Origin of the sequence: Alcanivorax sp. 1008, from assembly GCF_020667895.1 — a bacterium.
Lineage (GTDB): Bacteria > Pseudomonadota > Gammaproteobacteria > Pseudomonadales > Alcanivoracaceae > PGZG01.
The window spans coordinates 342,007-359,530 of the sequence record NZ_JAFMPS010000001.1 but is presented as its reverse complement, the minus strand read 5'-3'; the positions used below and the strand labels follow the sequence as shown (position 1 = coordinate 359,530).

The following is a 17,524-nucleotide window of genomic DNA, read 5'->3' as shown; positions in this document are numbered from 1 at the left end:
TCTTGCCCCTCAAAAGGAGACAGCCATGTACACAGACCCAATCGTACTAGCCGGCATTGCTGCCGTAGTGGGTACCGCACTGGTCGCGGTAGGTTTTTTTGTATTCATCATGGTGGACAATGCCGACCACCCGAGTGACGAAGACGACGAAGCCGGTGAGAACAAGTCCTGACCGGCTTCGCCTCCTGACTGGTTTGGCAGTACCAAGCTAGTTTCCTAGCGCTGCTGCATCATCTTCATCGCCTCTTCCATCTGCTTTTTCATGTCTTCCATGTTCATACCCGGCGGCAGCCCCATGTCACCCGCTCCAGCGCCCATGTCCGGTATTTTCTCCATCACCGTGCCCGGCGGCAGGTCGAAATAACCGCTGCCCTTGGCAGACTTATCCACGGATACCAGCTTCATATCCTTGCCCTGGCGCAACAGGCCGGTATAACCACCGGCAATACCACTAAGATCCGGTACTGCACCGGCGCCCGCAAAACCCATGTTGCTGGCAGTTTGGGCTCCAAATCTGGCCATCCCTTGCGTAACGGAGGTCAAGTCCTTGTGGTTACTCAGCACCACCTCCGTACGCTCGCCCTGCTCGTCAATCACCTCATAAACCTTACCCTGATAGCCGGCAACGGTTTCGCTGCGACCTGTGTCGCGGAAACTGCCCTGAGATTGGCCGTCATCCTCATAGGAGTCATCGCCCATGGGCATACCGCCAAAGCCGCCACTCATCTTGCCTATCTCATCCATGTCCATGGCCACCCAGCCATTGCCTTCCTTACGCACGCTGTAGGTCTTGTTACCCTTCAGCAACATGAACATATCTTTGGCCACGTCCATGCGCACCTGATTCTGATCACGAACACTGACAGTCATCTGATTTTTGCGATCCAGCTGGTATACCGCAGTCACATCAGCCAACGCCGGCAGCGTAGTCAGCACACCGACAAGCGCAATAATCGAGGAACGAATTTTCATAAAACCTCTCCCTGAAAGTTGATCAAAATAGCACGACCACACGACCTTGGCATCTCAGCCAAGACGGCGAATCTGATAAGCCAGTTCGGCACGGTTCAGACCTGCAGCGGTATCGGGGTGCTCGTAGAGATGACGCCGCAGCAAGGCACTATCCACTGCCCTGCGCGACGAAATGATGACCGCATTATGGCAGTCCTCCGTGGATAGCCGGAAGCGCTCCGCCCAACCACGGCGAGCGGCCTCCTCACTGGCCCAGCTGTCACGATACTCGCTCCAGTCGCCAAAGTTCATCACCAGATAACCATCCTCACTGACCAGCCCGGCCAGCGCCCGACACCAGGCCTGGTCTGCGGTCAGCGCCCGGGTAACAGTGGTGTCATGGGGGGCAAACAGGTCTTCGATCACCAGATCAAAAGGCTCACCCTGATACTGCTCCACGAAGGTGGTGGCATTCATACAATGGCATTCCACGCCCGCCTCCTCGATGCCGAAAAACTGCTTCGCCACCTGAACATGAAGCGGATCCAGATCCACGGCCACAATCTTTTCCGGGGCACAAAAGCGTAGCAAAGGGGCCACCACACTACCGCCTCCCAAACCGAGGATCAGCACTCGGCGAATGCGCTCCGGCTCACGAAAGAAAACTGGCAACCAGAGCAGGTCCCAGACGCTCCCGGTAAACAGGCGATCAGGGTGATATTCAGAATGCTGTACACCATTGGCGTACAGCCTCAGAGTTTTGCCATGACTGCGTAGCTCATACTGCACATCATCCCGCTCGGCACGCCACACTATGGCCATCAACGAGCCCCGAGATCGAGCAGCACACCACTCACGGATGCTTCACTATTAACGGTTGCAGCGACGATAAACAGGCGCTCACCATCCAGACCGAACTGGTCTACCAGTAGCACTTTGCTCTGCTGGGCCCTAGCCGCTGCCAACTCTTCCAGACGGCTGTCACTCACAGCATCAGCCTCTCTTTGTGCCAGCGCGGAGAAGGCACGGGCGGCCACCTCCCGATCACGTTGCTCACGATCCTCAATAACCGTATCGCCAAGCAATAGCTCGGCCCGCTCATCAGTCTGCTCACGGTAAAGACTTTGCACTGCGCGACGGAAGTCACGATCATCCAGGGCTGCATCGAGGCCGGCCCACTGCTCCTCCATCAGTTGCTGACCCAGTGCCTGAGTCGCCAGCGGCAGGCGATCGCCTTGTCGTGCGGAGCCGGACAGGTTCATCAATAGCGATGGTCGCTCACCCAGCATCTTCGCCAACGTTGCCATTTGTTCAACACCGGACTCTGTTGGCTGACTATCCCCGTCAGCAAAATCAATATAAGTGAGCTCCTGACCTCCAGCCAGAGAGGCAAGCGCCGAAAATGGCGATGTGGCTGCCTTGATCATCACGTTGGTAACGGCACGCAAAATAATGCCGCTAACACTGACTGAGGGATCGTTCAGGTCTCCGCTGGCATTCACCGGCAGATCTATCAGGCCACTACGATCACGCAAAACTGCCAGACCCAACTTGATCGGCGCATTCAGCGCTTCGTCACTGGGCACGCTATCACCAAGAAAGAAGTTGGCCGCCCGGATACGACTTTGACTATTCAATACGGAGCCCTCAATGACCAACTCACTACTCACAGCGAGCTGTCCACTTTCCACCGCATAGCCCAGATACTGACCGGTAAACGGCGTCAGGCTGTTCATCTCATATCCACTCATGGTGATAACAAGATCCATCTGCGGCAGTTGCGCCAACGGCGCAATCTTGCCTCTCACGTTCAACGGGCTAATCTGATCAAGGCGAGCGTTCAGGTTGATGTCTGCCTGACGACCTGGATCGGAACTCAACCCGCGAATATCTCCCTCCAGACGGTATAGCCCAACGCGAAACACAGGGGACAACGAGCGATCCATATGAACCAGCTCGCCATTGCGTAACCTCAACTCACCGATAGCAAAACTCCAGGGGCTGCTTTCCGTTGCCGGCTGCGCAGATGAAGCCGTAGCGGCAGCGGCCGGTACGGCGATGCGCACGGAAACATCCTGACCACTCTCGTCAATCAGGGATTGGGCGCGTAAATCCGCCAGCGTCACGGTATCAATATTAAGCTGTGAATTGAGCAGCGACAGCGCTATGCCATCCAGTTCCAGCGAGCTGAACGAAACCAATGGACTGCCATTCAGTTCCGCCAGATTCAGGTTACTAATGGTCACCTGGCCGTTAACACGGGTATCAGCCTGATCGGTAGCGCCCTCTGTACTGCCATGCTCAATGATCAGCCTGGCAGCCAGCTCACCGGCAGAAAGCTTGGCCGCAGCGCTATCCTGCAGCCAGCCCTGCACAGCGCCCAGCGGCAAAGCTGTGACCTCGGCTTGGAGCGTCACCTGCAATGGCTCGAATCTACCCTCGCCAGTGAGATTAATTCGTCCGCTTTCGGCGAGGACCATATCGCCATTTAACGAAAAGACTTCATCACGATTAAGGGCAACCTGCTCAAGTGTCAGGTTGATTGGCGACAGCGCCAAGGTGGCCGGCTCCGCAAGTGTCTCATCGATCACCGTGATGCTGGCATCAGTCAGCTCAAGCCGCCCAAGCAATACATGCCATGGGGCAGGTTCTTGGGCCGGAATACTCGCCACCTGATCTGTTTGCGGCATGACCTGACCATTGCTGGAAGGTGCCTGTTCATCTTCCTGCGGATCGTTGGGTAACGGCATAAAAAGTTTTTCAAGATGCAGACCTTTGTCGCGCAGGCGTACTTCCAGGTCCAGCCCCTGCAACAGCAACCGCTCAATACCAACCTGTTGATCAACAGTGTCAATTTCTATGCCGCTCAGTTCCAACAGCGGCAAACGCAGCACGGGGTCTTCCAGCTGAGGATCACGGATCTCCACATTGCTCAGACTGATGACACCCTGTTGTAATTTCAGTCGACCATCGGGATCAGCCTCGAAGCGATAGTCCGAGGCAATATCCAGCATCGCTGACGGCACGGTGAAGGCAAACTGGTGCTGAAAGAAATCCGCGAACGGTGACAGGTCAACTCCGCTTAGCGCCAACCGGCCACTGGCAAGCAAAGGATCAAAGGCCACCGAGCCAGCCCAGTCGAACTGACCACCAGCAGGTCCTGTTAGTGAAAACTGGAATTTATTGTTGCCCTGACCGTCTGCCCGAGTAGAGAAATCCAGAACCTGAAAGCTGACTGGCGCCAACACCAGTTCGTCTGGCTGCGGCCGAGCTTCATCGCGAAAACGGAAGTCGCCCTGCACAACCAAAAGCTCACGAAACGAAAAACGGGGCAAGGCAGTTGGCGCTGTTTGCTCTTGCACTACCTGTGACTCATCCTCAGCGGACAAACGGGCAACGATATCATCGAAGTTAAAACTCTGCGGGCCGCTCTGTACCACCCTGCCGCGGGGCTCATATAGGGAAATGCGATCGAAATGAATACTCCAGCGGAACAATGAAGAAAGCTGGAAATTGGCATACAACTCGTCGAAGGCGAACAAATCCGTGCCATCCAGATCTCGCAAGGCAAAGCCCTGCAGGCTCAACGATAGGGCCAGCGGATTAAACACCGCCTTCTGCAGCACCACTTCCCGGCCGGTTAGTTCAGACACCTCAGTAACCACAGTACTTCGCAGCCATGGGGACAGCACGAAGTAGCCCAACAGCGCATATAGCATCCATACCAGCACCAGAATCGATACAATGCGCTGGCGGCGGCTGGCGGCCTGCCAGTGAGTGCTGAGAGACATGCAATACTCCGGGTCAGCCTGTGCGGGGAGGCCATTATGGTACCCGCCGCAGTGAAGGGGAAGCGAGCCGAGAGCTAATCCGGACAGTCATCGCGCAACAAGCCAGATCAGCGCTATACTGAACCAATCACAACGATAAAGGAGATCACCATGCGTCATTACCTCATTGCACTCGGCTTGCTGGGCAGTAGCCAGTTAGCGTTGGCAGAACAGGATCCGTTTGTCTCCATGAGCCTCTTTTTTACACCGGTGAGTGAAGTCGACAGTGACGTTGGCGGCACCTTTGATGGCAGCGGTTTTGGCGGTCGCGTGGAAGTGGGCGGCGCTCTGCATGCCTATGCGGAATACATGCTCGGCAATCTGGACGATAACGCAGCAGATCTGGATTTCAGTGATACCCGCCTGGGTGTTGCCTACCGTAGCCATATGGATGCCGGCTACATTCTTGCAGCAATCGAACATGCCGACCTTGATTTCGATATTGGTGGAGAAGAGAAAGGCGTGGGCGTACATCTGGGCGCCGGTTTCGACGCCACTGACAGCGTCGGGATTTATGGCCGTGTTGGCATGCTTTCGCTAGACAATCTGGACGGCCCGGAGGTGCGCTTTGGCGCCACCGCAAAACTCAACCAAGGCACCAAGGTATATGCCGAGTACCGAAGCGCCATGCTCAGTGAAACCGGCAATGATGTTGACGTGACTGATCTGCGCGTTGGGGTAAACTTCAGCTTCTGATCAATCAGCCGCTGAACTCGCCATTGGTCTGAATGCTTTGCAGCACATGGCCAATGGCGCCTTCGCCGTCATATAGACGAGTATGCACTACGCCGCAGCCGTGCTCTGACAACAACGCTTCCGAGCTAAAGCATATCCACTCAGAAACCGGGTAGCGCAGCAGCGAGAGAGTAATATCCGCATTAATACAGCCAATACCGGCACCCAGATTAAGCTGGCCGGTGCCATTTCCCAGATCCGACAACATGCACACCTGACTGAGCGGATTAAGCGGCACACCGGAAACAATATGCACCGGCACCCGCAACCATGCGGTGGTCGCACCCTGCTCGTTCCACGGGGTCAACTCACGCACCTGCACGCGAGAATGGAAGCCGGTTGGAATCTCTAGCCCTTTACTGTCCAGCATCTGCTGGATATTGAATTCTGACAGGCCTTCCGGCCCTGCCGGTGGCGGCGCTGGCCGCGGCGCATAATCCGGCAACTGCACCGGCAAAATCCGTTGCAGTACCGCCTCTGCCTGAGCGACCAGCCGGCCATCTGCATGGATATCCACCCGCAGCAATCGTAACCGGTTACCCTCTCGCAGCCACTGATTGGACACCGTCAACGCCTGCATGGGCACCGGCCGCAGCAGGTTCATGGTAATCCGGTTAACGGTAAAATCCGCTTGCTGCGCTGCCTGCTCCGATATCACCTGACCAAACAGGGCAGATACCGCACCACCGTGCAGCAGGGATGGGTGCCATGGACTGCCGGCCACGGCAGTTGGGCTGAAAACATTGTCAAGGCGCTGGTACAGGTATTCGGTCATGGCGGGCTCCGGCTGAATCGGCGCGTATTCTACCAACATGGGGATGCACACCCCATGACCGATTGGCCCTGGGGCCAGTCAAGCCCAGACATCTGTACTTTTCCAATGGCCAACTAAAGGCCAGAATAGCGACCTTGTTTAAATCCATGATCCGGAGACACACTGTGACCGAGAGCAACTACCTGCTAAACATGTACGCCAAGGCCGGCAAACTGCCACTCGGCAAGAAGATATTTTCTGCAGTCTTCTCCCGCAAGGCGCCCTACTTCGGCACCATCAATCCCCTGATCACCGAGCTGCGGCCTAACTTCTGCGAACTACGCTTTGCCAAACGCCGTGCGGTGGAAAACCACATTGGTACGGTGCATGTCATTGCCATTTGTAATGGACTGGAAATGGCCATGGGCGCGGTGGCTGAGGCCTCAATTCCGAAGCACCTGCGCTGGATTCCGAAAGGCATGGACGTGCGCTATACCGCCAAAGCGACTACTGACATCCGGATTACCGCCGAAGCCAATCCGGAAGACTGGAAGCCAGGCGACCTGCCGGTGACAGTGAAAGCCTTTCGTGATGACGGCACGGTAGTGGTTGAAGGCACGATCATGCTGTACGTGTCAGAAAAGCCGACAAAATAATCGCGCAAAGTAAGCGACTCCTGTGGCGAGAGCCACAGGAGTCGCAAAGTGACGGCAAAGCGTCCTGTCTATCAGCTGCCAATCAATACTCGAAGTAACGAGCCTTCAACGTCACCTCGGAATAGCCGAACAATTTGCCCCGTACCATGATCTGATAGGTGCCTGGTCCGTACAGCTGGCAGGTTTCATTATTGCCCGGGCCGGTATCGCGACAGTCATACTTCCATACCGATACACCGTCGTCCCGGCGAACATACAGGTCAGCATTGCCACTGCCGCCGCGGGTAGTGATTTCCACCTGCCCCACCGCCAGCTCCGGCACAGTGATGGTGTAGCGCTTTTCCGAATAGCTGCTGCCACCAAATGATTCCTGCAGAATCGTGCTCCAGGCGCCACTGGCATCCTTCAGCAGGCGCGCCTGCTCAGCGTTGAGCAACGCATTCAGGCGCGCACCGCCGGGGTAAAAATCAGCGCTGTAGCCACCATCCAGCATGTCCTTTGCCCAGGCCACGGCGAAGTCGCGCAGGGCGACGATATTTCTTTCAGCGGGAAAACCACAGGCAATCTGTGCCAGCAAGTCGCTGTTATTGCCTTCCGAATCCACATGGGTGGAGCGATCCGTCAGCTTGATACCGACATACTGTCTGGGCAAATTACGCAGCGCGCCCTGAGTATCATTGAAGGTATTGCACAGCGAGCCATTGGCAGTAATAGCCCGCACCGGAATGGCCGTCGGCGCCAGCACATCCATGGCTCGACCGAAGGGACCAAATGCATTAACCGGATCCAGCAATACCAGGCCATGCAAATTGGCGGCATTACCGGTTTGCACCATGCGCTCGGCAATCAAACTGACATGCAGACCACCGGCGGAATGGCCGGACAGTACCAGCGAAGTGGGAAACGGCCGACCATCTGGTGGTGACGGCGGATTGGAGGCCAGCACGTCGGCAACTCGCACTGCCAGATCACCGGCGCCACCGCTCATTGGTGCATTGATGCTTAGTACCAGCATGCCTTGATTCATCAAGGCCACACCCAGGTCGCGGTAGTTACCGCCACCACGGGTAAAGCCGTGCTGCAGATACACCGCACCAATAGCCGGGCCATTAGGCAGATACCAGTCGCCGTTATAAATTTCGCCGTTGAACGAGACACTGTCATTGATCACCGTACCGGACGGCGTCTGCAGGACAACAACCTGTGCGCTGGCCCATGGTGCCAGCAGGAATAGAGCAATCAGATAGAGAGTTTTCATCGCGTGTGCTTCCCTGTGTTGTTATGGTTGCCGACAGCAATTCACGGCTCTGTGCGGGACTCGACGAGATTACAGTGACCAATTGGTCACGCTTGACGCCAGGAAACAGTCCTACCTGACACCACGGTACCAATTACCTGAAATATAAGGCTTTTTCATTATGGCAATCGGCGCCACCCTGTATGTTTTTCGTATCGATCTGGCAGATCAGGATCGCAACCTGTACAGCAGTCATTCGCTCAAGGTAGCCCGGCACCCATCCGAAACCGGCGAGCGCATGGTGGCTAGAGTGCTGGCCTGGTGCCTGCACGCCGACGAGCGGCTCAGTTTCGGTAAGGGCCTGTCCAATCCGGAGGAAGCGGACCTGTGGCTGCATGATGACGGTGGCGACGTGGTGCACTGGATTGAAGTGGGCGAACCAGAGCCAGAGCGTCTGAAAAAAGCCGCACGCCAGGGCCGCAAGGTGTCAGTGCTTGGCTATCTGCGCAGCCAGTCCACATGGTGGCAAAAACAGGGCACCGCCATTGCTCAGCTCAAGGGTGTCACCGTGCAGCAGGTGCCGTGGGAGATTGTCCAGCAACTGGCCGCAAACCTTCCGCGTCAGGTGAGCTGGCAGGTGATGATCAGCGAAGGCATGCTTTATATCACTCAGGCGGATGGCGACACCATCGAATGTCCCGTTGAGACCCTGCTCGAGTAACCAGGATCAATGCGTCAAATCAAAAAAACTATCACTACAGCAATCGACCCACTCGCCCGGGCAGGTTAGGCTGAGACTCTGTTGTGGAGTTAGTATGTTTTCTTCACTGGTCACCCCCCATAACGCGCTTTTTCCGCGCGATTACCACGCCTGCCGCGAACAGTTCGTGGCCAGTGCCAACCGTGCCCCGAAAATTCTTTCCCGGCGTGCAGAGGCATGTCCAGCCAGTGGTCCTCAAGGCGATACACTGTTTACTGACGTGGTGTGGCTTGGCTCAGACGGAGCCAGCAAGGTGCTGGTGTTGATCAGCGGCACTCATGGCTGCGAAGGTTTTGCTGGCAGTGCTATACAAACAGCTTTTCTTAATCAGGCGGCAGACACCGGCTGGCACCCTCCCACAGATACCGCGGTATTACTGGTTCACGCCCTGAATCCATGGGGCATGGCCTGGAGTCGGCGCTGTGACCAAGACGGCATTGACCTGAACCGCAACTTTATTGATTTCGACCAACCGGTGCCGGCCAATCCGGGGTACCTGACCCTGCGCGATACCCTGATGCTGGAGGACAGCCTCGACCGTGAAAGCCAGCTGCAACACTACGGCAGGCTGCATGGCCAGACAGCACTGGAAATAGCGGTCAGCGGTGGCCAGTACAGCGATCCCAGCGGCCCCTTCTTTGGCGGCTTCAGAAAATCCCACGGGCGCCTGCTCATGGAAAAACTGATCAACGAATTTACCCTGGGTGAAAAGCAGTTGGCGGTAATTGATCTGCATACCGGCCTTGGTCCCTATGGCTATGGCGAAATCATCTGTGACCATGACCCGCATAGCGATGGCACCCGGGTAGCGCATAACTGGTACGGCGATGCCGTGACCCTGCCACTGGCCGGCACCTCGTCCTCGGTGCCCAAGCTCGGCCTCATGGACTACGGCTGGCACGCAATCATGGATGCCTCCTCCTGCTTCGTCACACTGGAGTACGGAACCTATGGCACCGGGCCACTATTTGACACCATACTCTCTGATCATCGGCTGCACGCTGCCGGTGAAATCGATTGGTCATCTCCCCGCTGTCAGGCTGTGAAGCAACAAATGCGCCGGCATTTCTGCCCACCGGACCGGCAATGGCAGGAAATGGTTTTGTGGCGTGCCCGGCAGGTAATCCGCCTGGCGCTGGAGGGGTTACAGCATTGAGCAGACAGGTTGATATCCGCCCGGTGCAAGCCACAGACATCGACGCGCTGGAAACACTGGAAAAACGCACTTTCGACAGCGACCGACTCAGTCGGCGCAGCTTCCGACGCTGGATCAGCAATGAGCACCGGGCCTTCAAGGTGGCCACAGTGGACGGCGTGCTGGCCGGCTACATCCTGATTATCCTGCACCGCGGCACCCGTCTTGCCCGGCTCTACTCAATCGCCGTGGATAGTGAGCTGCGCGGCTTTGGGCTGGGACGCAAACTGATAGAAGCGGGCGAGAAAGCTGCCCGTGCCGCTGGCCGCATCGATATGCGACTGGAAGTACGCAAGGACAATCAGGTCGCCATTGCCCTATATGAACAGCTTGGCTACCACCGCTTCGGTGAATACGAGGACTATTACGAGGACCATCAGGACGCATTTCGCTATCAGAAGCGCATCCTCCAGTTTGACGCCTCACACTGGCAGCGACCGGTGCCCTGGTATCGGCAGAACACCGAATTCACCTGCGGTCCAGCATCGCTGCTGATGGCCATGCAGGCTCTGGACAAAAATATTCAGCCTGACATCAGCGAAGAGATGCACCTGTGGCGCGAAGCTACTACTATTTTCATGACCTCAGGCCATGGTGGCTGCCATCCCCTTGGCCTTGCCATTGCTGCCCGTAAACGCGGCTTCAAAGCGGAGGTATGGATCAGCGGCGATCAAATCCTGTTCATTGATAGCGTACGCTCGGAAAAGAAGAAAGAGATCATCGAACTGGTCCACAATGACTTTGTCACTCAGGCGAAAAAACTGAAGATCCCGGTGCATCATAGCGAGATCTCACAACAGCAACTCAGCAAAGCCCTGAAAAAAGGGGGTATTCCGCTGATTCTGATTTCGACCTGGCAGCTGGATGGCAAGCGGGTGCCCCACTGGGTGGTGCTATCTGCCTTTGATGATGAGTTTTTCTACCTGCACGATCCGGATCCGGAAGAAGGCCTGCAAACCGATCTGGATTGCCAGTACCTGCCCATCGGGCGTAATGATTTTGACCGCATGGCTCGCTTTGGCCGTGATCGACTGCGTACCGCAGTGATCATCAGCCGATAAAGAATCAAGGAGAGGCTTACATGAACCAACCCGCAAAGATCACCCCGCTAACCACGGCCGTTTCGCGCATCACCATTCAACCGGCATCCATGGATATCTGGGACAAAAAATATCGGCTGCGCTCGCGCAGTGGCGATGCCATTGATGAAACCATGGACAACACCTGGCAGCGTGTAGCCCGTGCCCTTGCCGATGTGGAAAAAGAAGAACTGCGCGAAGAATGGTACGAGAAGTTTCTCTGGGCACTGCGCCACGGCGCCATCCCCGCTGGCCGCATTATTTCCAACGCCGGCGCCTGGGCACACAAACCGGCCACCTCGACCATCAACTGCACGGTGTCGGCCACGGTGCATGATTCCATGGACGATATTCTTGGCAAGGTCCATGAGGCCGGCCTGACCCTGAAAGCGGGCTGCGGTATCGGCTACGAATTTTCCACCCTGCGACCGAAAGGTGCCTATGTGTCCGGTGCCGGCGCCAACACCTCCGGGCCGCTGTCGTTTATGGATATCTACGACCGCATGTGCTTTACCGTGTCCTCCGCCGGTGGCCGCCGCGGCGCGCAGATGGCTACCTTTGATGTGGGCCATCCGGATGTACTGGATTTTATTCGCGCCAAGCGCGAAGACGGCCGCCTGCGCCAGTTCAACCTGTCACTGCTGATTACCGATGAGTTTATGCAGGCAGTGGCTAACGATGATGAATGGCCAGTGGCCTTTCCCATGACTCTGGATGAAATCGAATCCGACAAGCCGGATCTTCACAATCCCAACGAAGTCATCTGGCGTGACTGGCCGATCAAGCAGGGTTATCTGGCCCGCGCAGATGGCAAGATTGCATGCCGAGTTTACAAACAGCTGAAAGCCCAGAGAATTTGGGACAGCATCATGTCGTCGACCTACGATTTCGCCGAGCCCGGCTTTATCCTGATTGATCGCGTCAACGAGATGAACAACAACTGGTTCTGCGAGGAAATCCGCGCCACCAATCCCTGTGGCGAGCAGCCACTGCCTCCCTATGGCGCCTGCCTGCTTGGCTCTGTCAACTTGACCATGTTTGTCCGTGACCCTTTTACCGACAAAGCCCGCTTCGACTGGGATGGCTACCGCCGTGTGGTGACAATCTTTACCCGCATGCTGGACAACGTTGTCGAAATCAACGGCCTGCCGCTGGAACAGCAGCGCAACGAAATCACCCGTAAACGCCGCCATGGCATGGGCTTTCTTGGCCTCGGTTCCACCATCACCATGCTGCAGATGACCTATGGTGAAGCGGACTCTTTGGCCTTTACCGAACAGGTCGCCAAAGAGATGGCCCTTGAAGGCTGGCGCGCCGGGCTGGCACTGGCGGAAGAGAAAGGTGCCGCGCCGATCATGGACGAAGACTTCACCGTAACTGCTGCCATGCTGGCGCGGCGCCCGGAAATGGTTGCCGATGGCATCAAGGAAGGTGACACCATCAAGGGCAGAATCCTGTGGGCCAAATACAGCCACTACATGCAGCGCGTTGCTGGTGCCGAACCGGAATTGGTGGAGGCCCTGGCGCAGCATGGCTCACGTTTCACCCACCACAGCTCTATTGCTCCCACCGGAACGATTTCCCTGAGTCTGGCCAACAATGCCAGCAATGGTATTGAGCCAAGCTTTGCCCATCACTACTTCCGCAACGTTATTCGTGAGGGTAAGAAGAGTAAGGAAAAAGTCGACGTATTCAGCTTCGAACTGCTCGCCTACCGTGAGTTTATCGACCCTGAGGCGGTGCCCTTTAGTGAAGACGAGAGTCATCAACTACCCGCGTACTTTGTTGCCGCCGATGACATTTCACCAAAACAGCACGTCGACATTCAGGCTGCCGCGCAGAAGTGGATTGATTCATCCATCTCCAAGACGGCCAATGTGCCCACCGATTATCCCTATGAAGATTTCAAGGACATCTACCGTTATGCCCACGAACAAGGCCTGAAAGGCTGCACCACCTTCCGCTTCAACCCCGAGGCGTTTCAGGGCGTTCTGGTCAAGGAAAAGGACTTGGCCAACACCACCTATCGCTTCACCCTGGAAGATGGCTCCGTGGTCGAGGCCAAGGGCGGTGATGAGATTGAGTATGACGGTGAGATGCACACCGCCGCTAACCTGTACGACGCCCTGAAAGAAGGCTACTACGGCAAGTTTTGAGTCTGGAGCGCACTATGACTATCCGCCTTAACAGCAAAATTACCAGCTATGAAGTAGTCCAGGCTGATGATGACAAAAAGGTCGCACCGGCGATCAGTGCCATTCAGGAAATGCACGAAAGTGTGCAGCGTCCTGAACACCTGGAAGGCACCACTTATAAGATCAAGACCCCGGGCTCTGATCACGCCATGTATGTGACCATTAATGATGTAATCCTGAACCAGGGTAGCGAACATGAAGTGCGCCGCCCTTTCGAGATTTTTATCAACTCGAAGAACATGGATCACTTTCAGTGGATTGTGGCCCTGACCCGGATTATTTCCGCAGTATTTCGTAAAGGCGGCGACTGCACCTTTCTGGTGGAAGAAATGCACAGCGTGTTTGACCCACGCGGTGGCTACTTCAAACCGGGCGGTCGCTGGATGCCCTCACTGGTCGGCGAGATCGGCGATGTGCTGGAGCAGCACCTGAAGAAAATCGGTTTGATTCGCACCGAGGAAGATGACTACCAGAAGGCGTGGCTAGAACAGAAACGCAAGGAGTACGAAACACATCGCCCACAAGGCCAGACCGATGCCAACTGTGACGACAGCACCTCCGGCTATCCGCCCGGTTCAAAGCTGTGTGGCAAATGCCATGTCAAAGCCATGATCCAGATGGACGGCTGCCTGACCTGCCTGAACTGCGGCGAAAGCAAATGCGGCTAAAAAATTATAGGAGCGGCTTACGCCGCTCCTATAACGACTTTGCTGCGATCCACTTGGCAGCAGCATCTGCCGCCTGTTCAATATTATCTTGCTGACATAGCCCACTGGCCCGTCTCGGCGCCAAATCATGATTGCCATCCTTGAGCCAGTGCAACTGCACGCTATCTGGCAGCGCATAGCTGGCCACATCGGCATGGGTGCCAAACGGATCCCGTTCTCCCTGACAAATCAACGTTTCTGCCTGCATATGGGCAAAGTGATCAAGGCGGGTTTTATCTGCTTTGCCCGGTGGATGAAACGGATAGCCAAAACAGATCACCCCGGCGCAAAGCTGCTCAGTGGCCAGCATGGTGGCCATCCGCCCGCCCATGGATTTACCACCGATAAAAATTTTCTCATCACCAGCCTGTAACAAAGCTTCCGCAAAATGCGCCAGTAACAGGGGCGCCCGATCCGGTGGCCGCTTGCTACCGCCTGTGCGACGCTGCGCCATATAGGGAAATTCAAAGCGCAACACCGTCACCCCGCCCGCCGTCAGCGCGGCTGTCATGGCATTCATAAAATCACTATCCATGGGCGCACCGGCACCATGAGCCAACAGTAATGTGCCTAACGGTTTGCCCTCTGCCTTATCGACAACAAAATCGATCATTACCACAACACCAGTTGATCCGGTTTATCCGGCACCCGGAACAGATCCGTGCGCAGTGCCGGCACTTCATAACACTCCAGACCTGCGCGACGACAGGCTATTTCAAATCGCTGGGCAAACAGAGCAGCCCATTGCCCACGGCCTGTCTGCCGGGTATGCCAGCCACTCTGGTAATCGCGGCCGCCATGCAGATCACGCACCACCGACATCACCCGCCCGGCACGATCCGGATAATGCTCATCCAGCCAACCTTGCCACAACTCCTTCAGCTCCCAAGGCAGGCGCAACATGACATAGCCGGCGCGCTGTGCACCTGCCTCAGCAGCCTGAGCGATTACCTCTTCCAGCTCATCGTCGTTGATAAACGGAATCACCGGAGCAAACAACACGGTTACCGGTACGCCCGCCGCAGACAATTCACGAATCGCCGCCAGTCGAGTACTCCCCGAGCTGGCACGCGGCTCCAGTTTCCCTTTCAGGGAATTATCCAGTGTGGTTACCGATACCGCCACCGAGGTCAGTTGCTGCCCCGCCAGAGCCGCTAGCAAATCCAGATCCCGACGCACCAGACCACTCTTGGTGATAATGCAAACCGGGTGACGATGGGCCAGAAAAACCTCCAGCAACCCGCGGGTCAGCTGGCGAGTTTTCTCAATCGGCTGATAGGGATCAGTGGCACTGCCAATCACCACCGGCTCGCAGCGATAGCTGTCCTTGGCCAGGGTCTGGCGTAACAGCTCCACCGCGTTGTCCTTACAAATAATCTTGGTTTCAAAATCCAGCCCCGGCGACAGATCAAGATAGCTGTGCGTGGGCCGGGCAAAGCAGTAACTGCAACCATGCTCACAGCCGCGATAGGGATTGATGCTGTGGGCAAAAGGCACGTCCGGTGAATCGTTGGAGGTGATCAGCGTTTTCGCTGTTTCACTGCGGTACTCCGTGCGCAGCGAAGTGACTACCGGCTCGCCTTCATCACGCACCACCTCAATATTCTGGAATCTGCCCGCCGGGTTTTCACTGACTCCGCGCCCCTTGACCATCGCCGCCTCGAATACTGATCATATGGACAGCATCATCGCTCAGCACGGGTATGGCTGGCAAGTGCAACCCGGAGCCGACTGAGGCATGCTGGCGCTTTCCCCGCCAACATCAGGAGCCCCCATGATTACCCTGTATACCGCCGCCACGCCCAATGGCCACAAGGCTTCGGTCACTCTGGAAGAGCTCGGCCTGCCGTACAACGTTCGCTCCCTGAATCTGATGCAAGGGGAACAAAAGCAGCCGGATTTTCTTGCCATCAACCCAAACGGTCGCATACCCGCCATCGTCGATTCGGAAGAAGACGACTTCGCCGTTTTTGAATCCGGCGCCATCATGATTTATCTGGCAGAAAAAACCGGCCGGCTACTGCCCACTGATGTGCGTGGTCGTTCCAGCGTTATCCAATGGCTGATGTTCCAGATGGGCGGCCTTGGTCCAATGATGGGACAGGCCAACGTGTTCTTCCGCTATATGCCGGAAAAAATCCAGCCCGCCATCGACCGCTACCAGAATGAATCAAAGCGCTTGATGTCCGTGCTGGATGAACGACTGAAGGATAATGAATATCTGGCCGGCGACTACTCCATCGCCGATATCGCCAATTTCTGCTGGGCGCGGACTTTCAACTGGTCCGGCGTGGATATCAGCGATCTGTCAAACCTGCAGCGCTGGATGGACACTATCAAGCAGCGGGAAGCAGTACAGCGGGGTCTGCTGGTGCCGGAAGAACTAAGCCCGGCCAAAATCATTGAAGCCGCGAAAAACATGGTTCAGCGCTGATCATCTACAGCGCTACTTAATCGCAGGCCTGCACCAGAATCCACGGCAGCACCACCACCGCCCAAACTTCAGCGTCCGCCTCATACCAGACGGATGCCTGTTGGGCCTGCACCGGACCAATCTGCCCAGCATCCAGCCAACCCTTGATCGCTACCGTGTCATCCGCCGCCAACGCCGTAGCCACTGCCACCAGGTCGATGCCGATTGCCACATGCAAGGTGTCGCCCTTGGCAAACCAGGGCTGTAGTGCGCGCCAGGCTATACGGCCTGTCTCCCCGTTCAAGTGCTCAAATAGGGATTTTTTGTCCTCAGTCATGGTCCCTCCTGATATGGAGGAGCATTATGCTCGTTCTGACGTCACGGTTGAAAGGAGGATCCAGAATGCGTAGCCCTATGCAAGTCATGGTCGACAATCTGAACCGGCTGGATAACGATCAGGATCTCGAAACCATGGTTTTCGAGCTGTACGCCGCCGATGCCACCTTTGAAGATCCGATCCAGAAAGTGCGCGGGCGCAAAGCTATCGTTGGCATGTATCAGGATATGGTAAAGATTTTCCCGGAGCTGACGGCGGTAATGAAGCGTGAAGTGCGCAGCGAACATATTCATGTCGCAGAATGGGACATGACCTTCAAAGCAAAATACTGGCCCAAGGCGATTACCATCTCCGGCACCACCTGGCTGGAAGTGGATAACAAGGGAATGATTCTGGGACACAAGGACTACTGGGATCTGTGGCAGTTTGTCCGCAGGGCTGTGAGCTTGCCGGAAGCGCTGGTCGAGCGCCTGCCCGAGCCACTACGACACCTTTTGGTGTAAAAGCTCAAACTGCCCCCCCCAGGCGCAATGACCGTCCGTCGGCAAGTCCATCTGGGCGTGCCGGCAGCACTACTCAAATCACACCAAAGATGTAGACTCGATCACAAGGCTAGTCATTTCGGATTAGGAAATCCGTGGATCAACTCTAGCCAGCAATACTTCGGAGCACTCG

The 17,524-nt window shown here is 56.2% G+C and carries 18 protein-coding genes; 10 read left to right on the top strand and 8 right to left on the bottom strand.

The features are described 5' to 3' along the window. The first annotated feature begins 25 nt into the window (after positions 1–25). Positions 26–172, top strand: coding sequence for a hypothetical protein (locus J1C54_RS01735; RefSeq protein WP_229144105.1), 147 nt, complete (start codon positions 26–28; stop codon positions 170–172). A 44-nt stretch (positions 173–216) separates the two neighbouring features. Here the strand turns inward: J1C54_RS01735 and J1C54_RS01730 are convergent, their stop codons facing one another. The 3 genes from J1C54_RS01730 to J1C54_RS01720 are packed head-to-tail and all read right to left on the bottom strand — an operon-like array spanning position 217 to position 4,742. Further along, positions 217–972 (bottom strand): hypothetical protein, encoded by a 756-nt coding sequence (locus J1C54_RS01730; RefSeq protein WP_229144104.1) that lies wholly within the window; start codon positions 970–972, stop codon positions 217–219. A 54-nt stretch (positions 973–1,026) separates the two neighbouring features. Continuing rightward, complete coding sequence (locus J1C54_RS01725) at positions 1,027–1,773, bottom strand: spermidine synthase (protein ID WP_229144103.1); 747 nt, start codon at positions 1,771–1,773, stop codon at positions 1,027–1,029. Next, positions 1,773–4,742, bottom strand: a complete 2,970-nt coding sequence (locus J1C54_RS01720; RefSeq protein ID WP_229144102.1) for a DUF748 domain-containing protein — start codon at positions 4,740–4,742, stop codon at positions 1,773–1,775. Before J1C54_RS01720 ends, J1C54_RS01725 begins: the two co-directional genes overlap by 1 nt. Before the next feature lie 150 nt (positions 4,743–4,892). On the opposite strand from J1C54_RS01720, the gene J1C54_RS01715 reads away from it, so the two are divergent. Continuing rightward, positions 4,893–5,477 (top strand): hypothetical protein, encoded by a 585-nt coding sequence (locus tag J1C54_RS01715; RefSeq protein WP_229144101.1) that lies wholly within the window; start codon positions 4,893–4,895, stop codon positions 5,475–5,477. Between the two features lie 4 nt (positions 5,478–5,481). Here J1C54_RS01715 and J1C54_RS01710 read toward each other — a convergent pair whose 3' ends face one another. Beyond that, entirely contained in the window at positions 5,482–6,291 is an 810-nt protein-coding gene (locus J1C54_RS01710) for an acyl-CoA thioesterase domain-containing protein (protein ID WP_229144100.1), read from the bottom strand. A 191-nt stretch (positions 6,292–6,482) separates the two neighbouring features. Here J1C54_RS01710 and J1C54_RS01705 point away from each other — a divergent pair, with 191 nt between their 5' ends. Next, a complete protein-coding gene (locus tag J1C54_RS01705; RefSeq protein ID WP_229144329.1) occupies positions 6,483–6,926 on the top strand; it encodes a hotdog fold domain-containing protein in 444 nt (147 codons plus the stop codon). Between the two features lie 82 nt (positions 6,927–7,008). On the opposite strand, the gene J1C54_RS01700 is transcribed toward J1C54_RS01705, so the two are convergent. Beyond that, entirely contained in the window at positions 7,009–8,184 is a 1,176-nt protein-coding gene (locus tag J1C54_RS01700) for a pre-peptidase C-terminal domain-containing protein (protein ID WP_229144099.1), read from the bottom strand. Between the two features lie 160 nt (positions 8,185–8,344). On the opposite strand from J1C54_RS01700, the gene J1C54_RS01695 reads away from it, so the two are divergent. From J1C54_RS01695 to J1C54_RS01675, 5 genes are all read left to right on the top strand, one after another. Beyond that, entirely contained in the window at positions 8,345–8,884 is a 540-nt protein-coding gene (locus tag J1C54_RS01695; RefSeq protein WP_229144098.1) for a YaeQ family protein, read from the top strand. A 94-nt stretch (positions 8,885–8,978) separates the two neighbouring features. Beyond that, positions 8,979–10,079 (top strand): DUF2817 domain-containing protein, encoded by a 1,101-nt coding sequence (locus tag J1C54_RS01690; protein ID WP_229144097.1) that lies wholly within the window; start codon positions 8,979–8,981, stop codon positions 10,077–10,079. Then, entirely contained in the window at positions 10,076–11,179 is a 1,104-nt protein-coding gene (locus tag J1C54_RS01685) for a GNAT family N-acetyltransferase/peptidase C39 family protein (protein WP_229144096.1), read from the top strand. The genes J1C54_RS01690 and J1C54_RS01685 overlap by 4 nt, the downstream gene beginning before the upstream one ends. Before the next feature lie 20 nt (positions 11,180–11,199). Beyond that, a complete protein-coding gene (locus tag J1C54_RS01680; RefSeq protein ID WP_229144095.1) occupies positions 11,200–13,353 on the top strand; it encodes an adenosylcobalamin-dependent ribonucleoside-diphosphate reductase in 2,154 nt (717 codons plus the stop codon). Between the two features lie 14 nt (positions 13,354–13,367). After that, positions 13,368–14,060: an NrdJb gene (locus J1C54_RS01675; RefSeq protein WP_229144094.1), complete on the top strand. Its 693-nt coding sequence runs from the start codon at positions 13,368–13,370 to the stop codon at positions 14,058–14,060. Positions 14,061–14,088: 28 nt separating this feature from the next. Here J1C54_RS01675 and J1C54_RS01670 read toward each other — a convergent pair whose 3' ends face one another. Next, entirely contained in the window at positions 14,089–14,712 is a 624-nt protein-coding gene (locus tag J1C54_RS01670; RefSeq protein WP_229144093.1) for an alpha/beta fold hydrolase, read from the bottom strand. Next, complete coding sequence (locus J1C54_RS01665) at positions 14,712–15,752, bottom strand: PA0069 family radical SAM protein (protein ID WP_229144092.1); 1,041 nt, start codon at positions 15,750–15,752, stop codon at positions 14,712–14,714. Before J1C54_RS01665 ends, J1C54_RS01670 begins: the two co-directional genes overlap by 1 nt. A 121-nt stretch (positions 15,753–15,873) precedes the next feature. Here J1C54_RS01665 and J1C54_RS01660 point away from each other — a divergent pair, with 121 nt between their 5' ends. Next, entirely contained in the window at positions 15,874–16,533 is a 660-nt protein-coding gene (locus J1C54_RS01660; protein ID WP_229144091.1) for a glutathione S-transferase family protein, read from the top strand. Between the two features lie 16 nt (positions 16,534–16,549). Here the strand turns inward: J1C54_RS01660 and J1C54_RS01655 are convergent, their stop codons facing one another. Continuing rightward, on the bottom strand, positions 16,550–16,849 hold the full coding sequence (locus J1C54_RS01655; RefSeq protein ID WP_229144090.1) for a DUF2288 family protein: 300 nt from the start codon (positions 16,847–16,849) through the stop codon (positions 16,550–16,552). A 65-nt stretch (positions 16,850–16,914) separates the two neighbouring features. Between J1C54_RS01655 and J1C54_RS01650 the strand changes: the two genes are divergently transcribed. Continuing rightward, positions 16,915–17,352 carry a nuclear transport factor 2 family protein gene (locus J1C54_RS01650; protein WP_229144089.1) on the top strand — a complete coding sequence of 146 codons (438 nt, stop codon included), beginning with the start codon at positions 16,915–16,917 and terminating at the stop codon, positions 17,350–17,352. Positions 17,353–17,524: the final 172 nt, after the last annotated feature.